The sequence below is a fragment of the Alicyclobacillus acidocaldarius subsp. acidocaldarius DSM 446 genome, from assembly GCF_000024285.1.
Lineage (GTDB): Bacteria > Bacillota > Bacilli > Alicyclobacillales > Alicyclobacillaceae > Alicyclobacillus > Alicyclobacillus acidocaldarius.
Map to the genome: position 1 here is coordinate 2,962,747 of NC_013205.1, position 15,633 is coordinate 2,978,379.

12 protein-coding genes are annotated in these 15,633 nt (G+C 60.7%); 1 reads left to right on the top strand and 11 read right to left on the bottom strand.

Annotation, left to right across the window (positions count from 1 at the left end; genetic code table 11):
- Positions 1–106: 106 nt before the first annotated feature.
- The 11 genes from AACI_RS14355 to AACI_RS14405 all read right to left on the bottom strand — a co-directional run bounded on the left by AACI_RS14355 (position 107) and on the right by AACI_RS14405 (position 14,113).
- Positions 107–1,030, bottom strand: a complete 924-nt coding sequence (locus AACI_RS14355) for an ArsR/SmtB family transcription factor (RefSeq protein WP_041707682.1) — start codon at positions 1,028–1,030, stop codon at positions 107–109.
- A gap of 82 nt (positions 1,031–1,112) precedes the next feature.
- The gene (locus AACI_RS14360; RefSeq protein ID WP_012812100.1) at positions 1,113–2,306 is read right to left on the bottom strand and encodes a sn-glycerol-1-phosphate dehydrogenase; all 1,194 of its coding nucleotides are present in this window, start codon (positions 2,304–2,306) and stop codon (positions 1,113–1,115) included.
- A gap of 57 nt (positions 2,307–2,363) precedes the next feature.
- The gene (araA, locus tag AACI_RS14365; protein WP_012812101.1) at positions 2,364–3,848 is read right to left on the bottom strand and encodes an L-arabinose isomerase; all 1,485 of its coding nucleotides are present in this window, start codon (positions 3,846–3,848) and stop codon (positions 2,364–2,366) included.
- A 33-nt stretch (positions 3,849–3,881) separates the two neighbouring features.
- Positions 3,882–4,592, bottom strand: coding sequence for an L-ribulose-5-phosphate 4-epimerase (locus tag AACI_RS14370; protein WP_012812102.1), 711 nt, complete (start codon positions 4,590–4,592; stop codon positions 3,882–3,884).
- Positions 4,586–6,280: a ribulokinase gene (gene araB / locus AACI_RS14375; protein WP_012812103.1), complete on the bottom strand. Its 1,695-nt coding sequence runs from the start codon at positions 6,278–6,280 to the stop codon at positions 4,586–4,588. The genes AACI_RS14370 and araB overlap by 7 nt, the downstream gene beginning before the upstream one ends.
- Positions 6,281–6,382: 102 nt before the next feature.
- A complete protein-coding gene (locus AACI_RS14380; RefSeq protein WP_012812104.1) occupies positions 6,383–7,810 on the bottom strand; it encodes a sugar porter family MFS transporter in 1,428 nt (475 codons plus the stop codon).
- Between the two features lie 216 nt (positions 7,811–8,026).
- Positions 8,027–9,154, bottom strand: coding sequence for a GntR family transcriptional regulator (locus AACI_RS14385; protein WP_012812105.1), 1,128 nt, complete (start codon positions 9,152–9,154; stop codon positions 8,027–8,029).
- A 74-nt stretch (positions 9,155–9,228) separates the two neighbouring features.
- Complete coding sequence (locus AACI_RS14390; RefSeq protein ID WP_012812106.1) at positions 9,229–10,278, bottom strand: substrate-binding domain-containing protein; 1,050 nt, start codon at positions 10,276–10,278, stop codon at positions 9,229–9,231.
- Positions 10,279–10,304: 26 nt separating this feature from the next.
- Positions 10,305–11,303, bottom strand: a complete 999-nt coding sequence (locus AACI_RS14395; protein WP_041707687.1) for an ABC transporter permease — start codon at positions 11,301–11,303, stop codon at positions 10,305–10,307.
- A 4-nt stretch (positions 11,304–11,307) separates the two neighbouring features.
- Entirely contained in the window at positions 11,308–12,819 is a 1,512-nt protein-coding gene (locus AACI_RS14400; protein ID WP_012812108.1) for a sugar ABC transporter ATP-binding protein, read from the bottom strand.
- 181 nt (positions 12,820–13,000) lie between these two features.
- Positions 13,001–14,113 (bottom strand): GntR family transcriptional regulator, encoded by a 1,113-nt coding sequence (locus AACI_RS14405; protein WP_041707690.1) that lies wholly within the window; start codon positions 14,111–14,113, stop codon positions 13,001–13,003.
- 224 nt (positions 14,114–14,337) lie between these two features.
- Between AACI_RS14405 and AACI_RS14410 the strand changes: the two genes are divergently transcribed.
- Complete coding sequence (locus tag AACI_RS14410; RefSeq protein WP_245530638.1) at positions 14,338–15,513, top strand: MFS transporter; 1,176 nt, start codon at positions 14,338–14,340, stop codon at positions 15,511–15,513.
- The last annotated feature ends 120 nt before the right edge of the window (positions 15,514–15,633 follow it).

The window sequence follows — 15,633 nt, forward strand, 5'->3', positions numbered from 1 at the left end:
ACACACACCCCCATGATTACGCTTCACTAGGTCCAAGATAACGCGGATAAAGGGAAGCGTCAAGAGATTCTTCAGATCTATCTATATTGTTTTAATATGATCTAAATCAATCTCTCGCCCCACGCCCGTAGATCACGCGCACCTTGATGTCCTGATCGTAGTGGCCGAACCTCCGGCCGAAGATGGTCATCCCGCCCACGTGGCGCGCGTTCTCCGGCACCGAAAATCGCAGCGGAATGGCATGCCCCTGAAACGGCTGCAGATCCTCGATGGTCACGTCTGAGATCTTGCACCCATCAATGAATGTTCCTTCGTGGTTGACACGGACGAGCTTCAGATGTCCGTACTGGTTGAGGTGAGGCGGCCACCAGCTCGGATTCTGCCGCCCGCGTTCGTCGCCGAAATCGCCCGGGCTGGTCCAGTAGCCGATGTCCACACCGTTGATGGAGAAATGGATATCAGAGGGATAGTCGTTGTTGTACGAGGGCGCCTCGGAGGCGAGTTCCGCAATAATCTGGATCTCCTCCACCGGCCTGTCCGTGCGAATGAAATTCGGGATCCAATACTCCAGATATCCTTTTGTGAGCCACACAATCTCGGCGTCGATGTGCTGCGGATCGGCGAAGTAGCGCGGATCGTCAAACGTGCCAATGATGGTCTCGGCCGTGGCCAGGCCGCAGGTGGGCCACACCTCAAACGAGACATAGTGGCCCACCCGGATGTCCACCTCGTACACGTCCTGGTCTTTCGTCTCCGGGGCTAGTTCCACGAGGATCTTCTGTTCGTTGACGTAGCAAAACTTCTGCAGGCCGTGGCGCGCCCCCGCGGTCTCGGTGACCACGAGTCCGCATTCCTCAAGCTTTCGCACGTGCTGCGTCACCGCGCCGTTCGTGATCCCAAGCCGCTTGGCGATCTCGTCCATGTTCAGCCGCCCGTGTTCGAGCAAGAGCTCGAGCAGCGCGACGCGGACCTCCGAACCCAGCGCCTTGAACAACGGCAAGCCCGACCTCAACTCCTTGATGTGAATCACCCTATCACCCACCCCGGCCATTATCTTCACATGAGTATAAAACAAACCGGAGCTCTCCGACAGCGGGCGACAGGGCGACACCTCAGAGCGCGTTCGTCTCGTTCAACAGTCGAAGCATGGTGTAGCGGTTCCTGAGCTTGTGCGCGCGCTTCAGGCTTGCGGTCACAAGGCTTCGCTCAATGCCGAGCTCGGACGGTTCCGCCGGCGCGCCGATGCGGCGCATGAGCGCCCGGACGTGATCGCCGGACGGGATCGACCCCAGAATCGCGCGCACCTCCTCCTCGCGCCCCGCAAGGGACGCCCACGGCGCCTGTCCCGCGCGCACGGCCTCCGCGACCGCGCTCTCCACATGCGCGTGATAGACGTCGGCGATCACGCCGCACGCCGCGGCCACCTTGAGGCCGTGGAGGATCTGGCGCCTGCCGGATCGCAGAAACTCCATCTCCCAATCGTGCGACAGATGGTGTTCTCCGCCGGACGCCGGATGGGACTGCCCGAACAGAAGCATCACGAGCCCGGACAGGATGAGCGCTTCCATGAGGCTTCGAATGGCGTCGGTCCGCGCGCGGGCGAGGCCGTCCGCCTGAGCCACGGCCGTCTCCAGCGCTTCGCGCGTAAGCCCCGCGAGGTGCGCGCAGTAGGGCTCCCCTGCCGCGATGGCTCCGAACGCCCAGTCCGCGAGCGAGGTGAATTTGCCAATCACGTCGCCGAACCCCGCCCACACGAGTTCCTTCGGCGCCCGTTCGAGCACGTCCGTGTCGGCGAAGAGCGCGATGGGCGCCTGCGTCTGGTAGGTCGTCTTGATCCCGCGCACAATGAGGGGCGCGCCGGCGGAAGTGAATCCGTCGACCGACGGCGCCGTCGGCACGCTCACAAACGGAATTCGCATCTTGGAACTCGCAAACCGCGCGATGTCGTGCAGCGTGCCCGAGCCCACCGCCACGAGCGCTTCGACGTCAGGGCCCGTGGCGATGAGCGCCTGAACGATAGACCGCTCGTCCGCCACCACGTCGCCCTGACCGTTCGGCTCGATGAGGCAGGCCGTCCACAAAACGCCGTGATCGGTCAAAGCCTGGGCGAGCGCATCGCCCGCCGCCGCGCGCGTGTGCTCATCCATCACGAGGACCACGCGCCCGTATCGCGCTCGGATCCACGCCGCGGCCTTCGCCAAAGCCCCCGGCCGTACCTCGAGGTGTTCCAACGGGATGGCTTGGTGCGGTTGGCCGCACGGGCAGTCCGTCGCAAGCCTCTTCAGGTCATCCAAGCTCCAATTCACGCGCGTTCCCCCCAAAACAACGCGGGGCTGCGCCGTGGCAGCCCCCACATCCTTCGCTCAGCGGCCGTACACCGCATCGTTCCACCGAAGTTCGTTCGCAATCTGGCGCGGCGTCGAGTGCTCGTCGATCACGACGCACTCCACGCCCATCATGTCGGCGAGGTCCTGCAGTTGCTCCACCGTCACCCGATATGAGAACACCGTGTGATGCGCGCCGCCTGCGAGAATCCAGCTCTCGGCAGCCGACGCGAGCGACGGCAGCGGCTTCCACAACACGCGCGCCACGGGCAACTTCGGCATCGGGCGATCCGGCTGAATGGCCTCCACCTTGTTCACCACCATGCGGAAGCGGTGGCCGAGATCGACGATGGTGGCCTGCACGGCGGGCCCGCTGGCGCCGTCGAACACCAGCCGCGCCGGATCCTCCTTGCCGCCGATGGAGAGCGGGTGCACCTCCACGCTCGGCCGCGTCGCCGCGATGGTCGGGCACACCTCCAGCATGTGCGCGCCGAGCACCATCTCGTTGCCCGGCTCGAAGTGGTACGTGTAATCCTCCATGAAGGACGTGCCCTCGCCCTCGGCCAGGACCTTCAGCACGCGCACGAACGCCGCGGTCTTCCAATCGCCTTCGCCGCCAAAGCCGTATCCGTCGGCCATCAGGCGCTGCACCGCGAGGCCCGGCAGTTGCCGCAGCCCGTGCAGGTCCTCAAACGTCGTCGTGAAGGCCTCGAAGCCGCCTTCTTCGAGGAAGGACCGCAGCCCGAGCTCGATGCGCGCCTGCTCGCGCACCGCGTCGTGCAGCGGGCCGCCCTTCTCGCATCCCGGCGCGAAATCGTAGAACGTCTGGTATTCGTCGATGAGCCGGTCGATCTCGGCCTCCGACACCGCCCGCACGCGCTCGGCGAGATCGCCCACGCCGTAGCCGTTCACCGACCAGCCAAACTGCGCCTCGGCCTCCACCTTGTCGCCTTCCGTGACGGCCACCTGGCGCATGTTGTCCCCGAAGCGCGCGACTTTGAGCCCTCGGCTCACCGCCGCCGCCACCGCCGTGAGGGCCCACCCGCGAATTCTCCGCGCCAACTCCGCGTCCTGCCAGTGGCCAACTATGACCTTGCGCGACATGCCGAGGCGGCTCACCATGAACCCAAACTCCCGATCCCCGTGCGCCGACTGGTTCAGGTTCATGAAGTCCATGTCAATCGTGTCCCACGGGATATCGCGGTTGAACTGCGTGTGCAGGTGCAAAAGCGGCTTTTGCAAGGCCATCAGACCGCGAATCCACATCTTCGCCGGCGAAAACGTGTGCATCCACGCGATCACGCCCGCACAAGCGTCGTCCGCCGACGCCTCGAGGCACAGCCTGCGAATTTCGTCGGCGTTCTTCAGCACGCCCTTCCAGCGCAGGGTGAGCGTATTGCCCACAGCCGCCTGGAGCGCCGGTACCATCTCTCGCGCATGCGCTTCCACCTGGGCTAAGGCCTCTTCCCCGTACAGGTGCTGACTGCCCACCACAAACCAGAATTCATAAGCCGGCATCTTCATCAAACATCTCTCCCATCGACTCGTCCGGATACCTCAGTGCGCCGCCGCGCCGGGTTGACCGTAGTACGCGTTCTTTCCATGCTTGCGCTGATAGTGCTTGTCAAGCAAGAACGAATCCATCTGCGCCTCGCCGCCCGCAAGAAGCATGGTGTCGCGCGCCATCCGCGCCACCACCTCGAGCACCACGGCGTGATACACGGCCTCCGCCGGGTCTTTCCCCCACGTAAACGGCGCATGGTTCGCAAGAAGCACCGCCGGCATCGCGACGGGATCGAGCCCCCGCTCGCGGAACGTCTCGACAATCACCCGCCCCGTTTCGAGCTCGTAGCCGCGTTCGATCTCGTCCTTCGTGAGCGGCCGCGTCACGGGCACGTCCCCGTAAAAGTAGTCCGCGTGCGTCGTGCCGAGCGCTGGGATGGGGCGCCGCGCCTGTGCCCACGCCGTTGCGGCCGGGGAATGCGTGTGCACGATGCCGCCGATGGACTCGAACGCCTTGTATAGCTCGAGGTGCGTCGGCGTGTCCGACGACGGCCGCAAATCGCCCTCCACGACGCGGCCGTCGAGATCGACCACCACCATGTGGTCGGCGGTCAGCTCGTCGTATGGCACGCCGCTCGGCTTGATGACCACGAGGCCGTCCTTGCGAGAAATGCCGCTCACGTTCCCCCAGGTGAAGGTGACAAGACCGTGCTTGGGCAGGGCCAGGTTCGCCTCGAGGACCGCTTCTTTCAGTTCCCTCAGCATGTCTTCACCTCTTCCTGCGCCACGGCGCTCTTGATCCGCTTCAGCACCTTCATCACGTGGTTTTCGCCGCGGCCGAAGTAGTCGTACAAGCGCGCGTACTCGCGGTACAGCTCGTCATACACCTTGACGGCGCTCGGGTTCGGAACGTACGGCTTCTCGCGCACGCTGCCCATCTCCCGCGCCGCGTCCTCAATGGAGTCGTATCCGCCGCGCGCCTTCCCAGCCGCCACGGCGCCGAACATCGCCGCGCCGAGCGCCGGCGCCTGCGTCGATGCGCCGATATAGATGGGCATGTTGAGCACGTCCGCGTAGATCTGCATCATCAGCGCGTTCTTCTGCGCAATCCCGCCGCACGCGTACATCTCGTCGACAGGCACGCCGCTCGCGCGAAAGGTCTCGACAATCATCCGCGTGCCGAACGCCGTCGCCTCAATGAGCGCCCGATAAATGTCCTCCGGCTTCGTGGCGAGCGTCGCGCCTATCAGGAGGCCCGTGAGGTCCGCGTCGACAAGCGTGGATCGGTTCCCATTCCACCAATCGAGCGCAAGAAGACCCGTCTCGCCCGGTCTCAGCTTGGCCGCCTTGCGCGTCAGAAGCTCATGGATGCCGATGCCCTCGCGCCGCGCCTCGTCCCAGTACGTCGGTGGCACCCCGTTTTCAATCCACCACTCGAAGTGGTCTCCGACGCAGGACTGCCCAGCCTCATACCCCATGTATCCTGGGATGATGCCATCCTCGACCACGCCGCACATGCCCGGCACCGCGCGCTCCTCCGTCCCCAACAGGACGTGGCACGTCGACGTGCCGATGATCATCAGCATCTTCCCCGGCTCGGTGATCCCGACCGCCGGCATCGACACGTGCGCATCCACGTTGCCCACGGCCACCGGCGTCCCAGGCAAGAGCCCGATGCGGCGCGCCATCGCCTCCGTCAGCTCCCCTGCCCGCGATCCGATGGGCAGGATGGGCCCCCAGAGCTTCTCCTCCACGACGCGCTCCAAGCGCGGATGCAGAGCCCTGAAGAAGTCGGGGCTCGGATAGCCGGTCCGCTTGTGCCAGATGGACTTATACCCCGCCGGGCACGAGCTGCGCACGAGCTTGCCCGTCAGTTGCATCACGATCCAGTCGGTCGCCTCCACCATGGCGTCCGCCGCATCGTAGATCTCCGGCGCCTCGTCGAGGATTTGCCAGATCTTCGGGATCATCCATTCCGACGAGATCTTGCCGCCGTAGCGCGCGAGAAACGCCTCCCCGCGCTCGCGCGCAATCTCGTTCAACTTGTTCGCTTCGTCCTGCGCGGCATGGTGCTTCCACAGCTTCACGTACGCATGCGGATGCCGCTCAAAGCGCGGCTCCAAGCAGAGGGGCGTACCGTCGGCCCGAATCGGCAGCATTGTGCAGGACGTGAAGTCAATGCCGATGCCGATCACGTCCTCTGGCCGCACGCCCGACTCGCGGAGCAGCCGAGGAATCGTCTCCTCGAGGACCTCCAGATAGTCGCGCGGATGCTGCAGCGCCCAATCGGGTTCCAGGCGCGTCACCCCATCCGGCAGGTACTCGTCCATCACGCCATGCGTGTACTCCTTCACGGCCGTCGCAATCTCGCGCCCCGTCCCAATCTCAACCAACACGGCGCGTCCGGACTGCGTCCCGTAGTCCACGCCAATCGAATATTTGCCCATATCCATCCCCACATTCCTTCGCGCATTCAGAGGGTGGAACCGCAGACATCACCTCAATTGTACTTACAAGGTCGATCGAGCACAATGAGTTATTCGGACAAGTCAGGGTCAAAAATGGGCGCGCTTCGCGCGTTCGTGCGCGTCTCGTTGCGACAGCGACACCCCGCGCCCCGAAGCCATCCAGATGGATTCGATCTCCTCCAGGGAACGGTTTTTCGTCTCCGGCACCCAGGCCGTGACGAACAGCACCCCAAGGATGTTGATGACTGCAAACATCCAGAAGGTGTAGGCGCCGCCGAAATCGTTCAGCAATACTGGCGTAAACTGGCCGATGGCCCAGTTGGCTCCCCACAGGAAGATGGTTGCCACGCCGGCCGCGCGGGCGCGCAGGTGATTCGGAAAGATTTCCGGAATCATGATCCAAGGAATCGGACCCATCGACACGCTGAACGCCGCCGTGAAGCCCATGATGAAGAGCACGAGCCAGAACCCGTTGTGAACGTGCAGGTAAAAGGTCAAGCCCATCAGCGCCATGAAGATGGCCATCAGCGCGGAGCCGACGATCATCAGGGGCTTTCTGCCGACGCGATCGATCAGGACGACCGCGACAACGGTAAACACGACCCACATGGCGCCGAAGAACGCTTGAATCTCGAAATCGGAGTTGAGACTGAACCCCACCATCCTGAAGATTTCGGGGCCGTAATACGTCACGGCGTTCATGCCGATGATTTGATTGAACAGCGCAAGAAGAATCCCGACACCAAGCGCCTTGCGCCAACCGGGTTTCAGAAGATCGCGGATGCTTGCAGCGCTTTCACTCGCAATCGATTCGCGAATGGACTCGAGTTCACGTTGACCAGCACTCGGCCCATTGATGCGCACCAAGATCCGCAGCGCCTCGTCGATCCGGCCGACCTTCGCCAACCACCGCGGACTCTCGGGTGCAAACAGAAGGACGAAAAAGAAGATAGCCGCTGGCACGCAGCCCAGCCCCAGCATCCAGCGCCAACCCGTGTGCACGTCCCAGGCGACCGATCCGGAGCGTTGAATCAAGTAGTTGGTGAGATAGGTGAGAAAGATGCCGATGATGGTGAGCAGCTGATACAGCGACGACAGCGCCCCGCGGATCTGCGTCGGCGCACACTCGGAGATGTAGGTCACCGAGAGCGCCGATCCCATGCCGATGCCGAGGCCTCCGACGATTCGCGCAAGAATGAGCGTGGTGACATCGGAGGAGATGGCAGACACAAACGCCGCCACCGCGAACAGAACGGCGGCCGTCATGAGGACCTTGCGGCGGCCGACGCGATCGCTCAAGAAGCCGGAGACGGCCACGCCGATGACGCCGCCGATCATGATGCTCGAGATGACCAATCCCTGCATGAAGGGCGAGAGGTGATAGAGCGTTTTCAAGAAACCGATGGCTCCCGAAATGACCGCGGTATCGTAGCCGTAGAGCAGCCCTCCCATCGCTGCCGCCAGCGAGATGGTCACCGCGTAGGCGCGAGAGCCTTGTGTCTGCTGAGTGGACATGGCGAACCTCCTCCAAGGTGTGGGCACGACGTCGGCCATTCAACGATATGTCCGGACAACATGAATTGATATCTAGGATGTGCGTACAACTTGTAGGATAAAGCGGTTTCTTGTGTTTGTCAATGCGCTTTCATGCGCACAAATGAGGAAGACCGGCCGCCACGAGGCCGGTCAGTTCATATATCGATGCAAGTTGGAGGGTACAGGCCGGGGGTCTCACGCGGTGCCGACGACCACTGGCGCGGTCGAACTTCGAACCACCAGCTTGGGCTCGTACACGATGGACCCCGGTTCCTCAGCGTCGCGCTTCCCGCGCTCAATGGCACGCATCACCCACTTCGCTGCGTCAAGCCCCATCTGCGTCTTCGGATGCTCCACCGTCGTCAGCTTGATCTCCGTCGCCTCCGCCAGGTACGAGTCGTCGTACCCCACCAGCGACATCTCCTCCGGCACCCGGATCCCGAGCTCCCGCAGCACGTCCAGCACCTTCACCGCCAACTGGTCGTTGTAGCACACAATCCCCGTCGGCCGCTCTTCCTCGCGCTCCAACTCCGCCCGCACCCGACGCACAACCTCCTCGCCCAACTCCTCCGTCCGGTACGTGATCAGCCACTCCGGCTTCACCGACACCCCCGCCTCCCGGCACGCGTCCATGAACCCCTGCATCCGATACACGCCCTGCAAGTCGTCCGTCTTGAAGATCCCCATCAGCTTCCGATGCCCGAGCTCCAAGAGGTGGTGCGTCGCCATCCAACCGCCCTTCTTGTCGTCCATGATGATGTGCGGCGGATCGAGTTGCGGATAGTACTGGTTAATCATCACATACGGGATCTTTCGCTGCTCCAACTCCAGGTAGTACCGGATGTTCGGATTATACGTGCTCGACTCCGTCGGCTCCACAATCAGCCCAGCAATCGGGCGCTGCAGCATCGACTCGAGGCACTGCGCCTCTTTGGACAGGTTGTTGTACGTGCAAGCCAGAATCAGCGAGTACCCCTTGTTCGTCACGTACGACTCGATGCCGCGGATGATGGTCGGAAAAATGTAATCCGAGATGTACGTCGTGATGACGCCAATATACCTGCGCGCCTCTTGGCTCTCCCCCGACACCCGCTCCTCCTGCGGAAAGGCGCAGAACGTCCCGGCACCCTGCTCCCGGTACAGAAGCCCCTCGTGCACGAGATCCCCCACCGCCTGCCGAATCGTATGCCGGCTGACGCGGAACATCTTGATGAGTTCGTTCTCCGAGTAGATCTTCTGCCCGGGTTTCACCTTCCCCGTGCGGATCCACTCCCGGATTTGCTCTTTGACCATGACGTACTTGGCCTTTCCATCTCCCGGCATGCGTCACCCCCCCTTGTAAAAAAGGGATGCCGGAAGGCATCCCTTTGTTCCAGCTTTGTACATTTGAACAGTTCTTATTGTTGCAAGTACGCATTCACGTTGCTCTTCGTCACGATCGTCACGCCAGTATCCACTTCAGGCGGTACGGGATCAACACCGGACTGCTGCCAATTGGCGACAGGATGCACAAGGTTGTGATGAATCGCAAACAAATCCATGAGGCCCCAGAAGCCCATGTTCCATGTGCCCTGCGCGACAGTGGCAGTGATTTGTCCGCTCTTGATCGCGTTCAGCGTCGCCTTGTCTGTATCGAACGAGACAATCTTCACCGTGCCTGTCTTTCCTGCCTCCTGCACGGCGGTCGCAGCGCCGGTACCTTCGTCGGCCTCGGTGCAGAAGATACCCGCAAGATTTGGATAGGTCTGCAGCAACGCAGACGTGACTTGAGCGGTTTTGATTTGATCAGAGTTGCCGTTCTGGACGGCGACGACTTTGACCCCCGGATACTTCGCGGCCATTTCGTCTTTGAAGCCCTGTACGCGTTGGTCCAAGTTCAGCTCTCCCGGCGTGGTGATGACTGCCACTTCGCCGTGACCACCGAGAGCTTGTCCCAGATAATCCGCGGCCTTCTGCCCCGCTTCGATGTTGCTGGTTCCGAGGTACGCGTACCGCTTGCTTTGAGGCGCGTCCGAGTCGAAGCTAATGACAGGAATACCTGCCGCAATGGCTTGGTTGATGACAGGCGTCATAGCCTGAGCGTTGATAGACGTTACCAGAATACCCGCGGGATGTTTCGCGATGACCTGTTGCATGGTCGTAACTTCTTGGTTGATATCATACTGAGGAGCTCCAGTAAATACCGCCTTCACGCCAAGGTCTTTGGCGGCTGCCTGCATGCCGGCGAAGCATCCCTTCCAGTACTCGATACCTGACAAGAACGTCACCATGTAGTACGTTTCGCTCGATGAACCCTGGAACGCTGAGGAGCTGCCACCCGTCGAACCGGACGAAGTGGACGAGTTTCCGCCGCCTGTCGAGCAACCCGTCGCAGCCAAGACGATCGACGCAGCAGCTGCCGCAACCGCCGCGTATTTCTTTCCCGATTTCCAGTTGAACCGTTTCATGAGCGTACCCCCTTCTTAAGCTCTCGTCAATTTGCCTTTTTCCTGTGGGTCAGGACGTCTAACGTCACCGCAGCAATCAGAACGAAGCCTGTAACAAGGCTCTGCCAATAAACGGATACGTTCAACAGCACCAACGCATCATTTACGATGCCCACGAGCACGCTACCGAGCAGTGCTCCGAGGACGGTACCCTCACCTCCCGTCAAGCTGGCACCGCCGATGATACACGCAGCAATGGCCTGAAGTTCCATACCCTGCCCAGCGGTCGGTGCAGCTACGCTGAACCGCGAGAGTGTCAGAATTCCCGCGATGCCCGCCAATAGAGCGGTGAAAATGTAGATCCAAACCTTTACCTTGGAGACTCGAATACCAGACAAGTACGCAGCCGCTTCGTTGCTGCCGATGTAGTACACCTTACGAGCAACGACTGCACGCCTCATGATGAAGTCGGAGACAACAACCACGACCGCCAGAATCCAGATGAGAACGGGAATGCCCAGCAAATTGCCCTGACCAAGGTAGAGAAACGACTTCGGTACACCCGTGACGGACAACGGCGCACCCTGGGTCACGACGTAAGCCACACCTTGAACCACGCCCTGCATACCGAGGGTCATGATGAACGGATTGATCTTGACCTTGCCGATAAATAGACCTGTAATCAGCCCGGAGCACAGGCTGGCCAACAGACCAAAGATCGCCGCCAGCCAAATGTTCACACCATTTAATGCCAAGCTTCCCGTGACCACACCTGCCATGGACATCACGGAGCCGACCGAGAGGTCGAACCCTCCGGACACGAGTGCCACTGTCATGCCCACCGATACAATGGCTGTCATGACGATGCTCAAAATCGTCGTGACGATGTTATCAACACTCAGAAATGACGACGACATGAAGGACAGAATGATGCAGAGAGCCACGATCACGAGGACAATAGTAAGTTCTCGAATACGCGCGACTCTCCGAAGCCACGTCTCGCGTTCTTTGTCGATATTGACGGGAGCGGTGTCCACTGGTTGCATGTTCTCACCCCACAGCAGTTTCCTTGTGCAAGCCAGATGCGTACTCCATGATGGTTTCGTCATTCATTTGCGATCCACTTAGGATACCTGCCACGGTACCGTTGTGGACGACCATCACGCGGTCGCTGAGCCCCACGATTTCAGGCAGTTCCGACGAAATCACGATGATGCCGATGCCCTCGTTGGCCAACCTTCGCAACAACTGGTGAATCTCCGCTTTTGCACCCACGTCAATACCTCGCGTAGGCTCATCCAAGATGAGGACTCGCGGCTGACGCGATATCCATTTTCCTATCATGACTTTCTGCTGGTTGCCGCCGCTCAGACTTCCGACAAGCTGCTCGTCGTCCTTCGCTTTCACCCGGAGATCCCGGATGACGGATGTCGCGAGATCCCTAGCCCGACCGCGCTGCAGCAACCCCCGCGTTGAAAGATGATCTAGGTGTGTAACCGCCACGTTGTCACGGATCGACATTTTCAGGAAAAGACCTTGTTCCTTCCGATCTTCCGTGAGGTAGTACAGGCCATGTCGCATCGCGTCCTGGATCGTGTGGATCCGAACGGGATGTCCATCCATCACGATTTCCCCAGACGTCCTCGGATCGATCCCCGCGAGTGCACGCATCATTTCCGTTCGCCCAGACCCGACGAGGCCGAACACACCAAGAATCTCGCCCTTATGAAGCTCAAAAGACACATTCCTGCACTTCGGACCGGCATTCAGATTCTGCACCTTGAGCAAGACGCGAGCTTCCGGCTTCCCCTTATCTGGGTAAATCCGCTCGATGGAGCGGCCCACCATCATGCGAATGACTTCGTCCGAGTCCGTTTCGGAGGTTTGAACGGTTCCGATGAGCGCACCGTCTCGAAACACGGTGATGCGGTCTGAAAGCTGGAAGATCTCGTCGAACTTGTGACTCACGTAAATGACACCCTTGCCTTTGGACTTCAACTCCCTTAGCACGTCAAACAGGCGAGAAGCATCCTCTACACTCAGTGCAGACGTGGGTTCGTCGAAGATATACACATCCGCGTCCGTCACAAGCGCTTTCACAATTTCTACAATTTGCTGCTGGGAGACACTCAAATTCTTCACGACATCCGTCGGAGAGAAGCCCACGTGAAACCTCTCGAGGTAGCGCTCGCAGACCTCATGCATCTGTTGACGTCTCATGAGCCCCATTCGGGTCGGCGCCTGCCCCACGAGAATGTTCTCCATGACGGAGATATCGGGAAACAGACTCAACTCCTGATGAACGATCGCGACCCCCAAGCGGCGAGCATCCACCGGGGAGTGTAGCTTTACCGGACGGCCGGCAATGTGAATTTCGCCTGCGTCAGGTTGCAGAGCTCCTGTGACAATTTTGAGGAACGTAGATTTTCCCGCCCCGTTTTCGCCCATCAGCGCATGTATTTCGCCTTCAAAAAGCTCGAATGAGACATTGTCGAGCGCCACAGTACCCGGGAACTCTTTTCGAATTCCCCTGGCTTCCAGCAAGGTCCGAGCCAAGCACATCACCCCCTGCTATCTTGTACGCATATCCGTACAAGTTGAATCAAACAAAACCCGGCTTGTGCGGTGAAACCGGATTCACGTCTGCATCCTACCACAAGACCGAGCTTGCACTCAAGAGCTTTTCGTATTTGTACGCACATTTCATCTAGGTACCAAGTCTTCTGCAGACACCACCGAGAGTTCAGTCTGTCACTCGTCTGGTCGATCCACGGACCACCAGCTTGGGCTCGTACACGATGGACCCCGGTTCCTCAGCGTCGCGCTTCCCGCGCTCAATGGCACGCATCACCCACTTCGCTGCGTCAAGCCCCATCTGCGTCTTCGGATGCTCCACCGTCGTCAGCTTGATCTCCGTCGCCTCCGCCAGGTACGAGTCGTCGTACCCCACCAGCGACATCTCCTCCGGCACCCGGATCCCGAGCTCCCGCAGCACGTCCAGCACCTTCACCGCCAACTGGTCGTTGTAGCACACAATCCCCGTCGGCCGCTCTTCCTCGCGCTCCAACTCCGCCCGCACCCGACGCACAACCTCCTCGCCCAACTCCTCCGTCCGGTACGTGATCAGCCACTCCGGCTTCACCGACACCCCCGCCTCCCGGCACGCGTCCATGAACCCCTGCATCCGATACACGCCCTGCAAGTCGTCCGTCTTGAAGATCCCCATCAGCTTCCGATGCCCGAGCTCCAAGAGGTGGTGCGTCGCCATCCAACCGCCCTTCTTGTCGTCCATGATGATGTGCGGCGGATCGAGTTGCGGATAGTACTGGTTAATCATCACATACGGGATCTTTCGCTGCTCCAACTCCAGGTAGTACCGGATGTTCGGATTGTACGTGCTCGACTCCGTCGGCTCCACAATCAGCCCCGCAATCGGGCGCTGCAGCATCGACTCGAGGCACTGCGCTTCCTTCGACAGGTTGTTGTACGTGCAAGCCAGAATCAGCGAGTACCCCTTGTTCGTCACGTACGACTCGATGCCGCGGATGATGGTCGGAAAAATGTAATCCGAGATGTACGTTGTGATGACGCCAATATACCTGCGCGCCTCCTGGCTCTCCCCCGACACCCGCTCCTCCTGCGGAAAGGCGCAGAACGTCCCGGCACCCTGCTCCCGGTACAGAAGCCCCTCGTGCACGAGATCCCCCACCGCCTGCCGAATCGTATGCCGGCTGACGCGGAACATCTTGATGAGTTCGTTCTCCGAGTAGATCTTCTGCCCGGGTTTCACCTTCCCCGTGCGGATCCACTCCCGGATTTGCTCTTTGACCATGACGTACTTGGCGGGAGAAGCCATGCTCACATCACCATTTCCCACTCTATGGATTGGTCGTTCGCCTTCACATTCGATAGATTGAGGATGGTGCCTTGGAAGCGAAACCGTATTCGTTCCTTCGCACCCTGGGACACCACTCGACACGGTAGCATACCACCATGAGGGTGACGACGTTGAAGACTCCTATGCCCCAAAACCCCCGAACCTGCGTCATCGCAGAGCCGCTTTTCGTGATCCCCTACAACATGTATACCACATACGCGTCCGTCTACATGTTGCAACTCGGGCTCACCAGCGTCGATCTCGGCTGGCTCACCACCATGAACCTCGTCGTTCAAATGCTCTCCGCGCTGGTGAGCGGATACGTGACGGATCGCATGGGGCGCAAAAAGGCACTTTGGGTGGTCGATCTCGTCAGCTGGTCCTGCGCCACACTGCTCTGGGCCGTATCGCACAGCTGGTGGGGCTTCGCGCTCGCCTTCTTCCTCAACGGCTTTCAGCGCATCTCAACCACGGCGTGGTATTGCCTCCTGACGGAGGACACCTCCGCCAATATGCGCTCGCGCGTATTCACCGCGCTCCAGGTGGTCGCGACCGTCGCTGGGTTCTTCTCGCCCATCGCGGGTTGGCTCATCCATCGCACAGGCGTGGTCCTTGGCACGCGTTTGCTTTACCTCTACGCCTTCGCGAGCATGACCGCGATGATCGCCATTCGCCACCGAGGACTTCGCGAGACGAGCATCGGTCTTATGCGAATGGCCGAGACGAGACGGCTCCATCCTCGACACGAGTGGCACCGGATTCGTGCGGCTATCAAAGCCCTGTCCCGCAACCGTACGCTGATGTGGCTGTTTGGCGTCTACGTCATGTGGAACGTGCAGATCTCCATCCGAACCACCTTCGTCACGGCGTACCAAATGGACGCCCTCCACATCCCGCCGTCCTTCATGGGCCTGCTCCCAGCCCTTTCGTCGCTCGTCATGGCCGTCTGCCTCGCGACGTTCGCGCGGCGTTTTCAAGACGATCACGGCTACCACTGGATGCAGGCCGGCATCGGGCTCTTGACCGCGGCGACGATTCTCCTGGCGATCTCAGCGCCGAGGACATTTGCACCGACGATTATCGCAACAGTGCTCTCCGCCGCTGGCACGGTGTTCGCCAACCCGTTCGTGGAGTCGCTCGTGGCAAACGCCATGGACGACGCCGAACGCTCGACCATGCTTGCGGTCCTGAACGTGCTGATTTTGCTCTCCAGTTCGCCGTCCGGGGCCATCGCGGGCTATCTCTACGCATGGCATCCACGCTTGGCGCCTGTCTTCGCGGCGCTAGCGCTCGTAGCAAGCCTTGTGTGCGGCGAGGCCGCCCGGCGGGCACATCGCCGTCTGCCAACCGGCCCATCGAAACTGGACCTAGCGCCGTGATCGAGTCATCGATACGCCCATCTACCCACCTGCCCATCCGCATGCTATCATCAACACATTCGCATAACTTTTCTACGTTTCTTCAACGAAAGCGCATACATCTCCGCAGAGAGGGTGTTT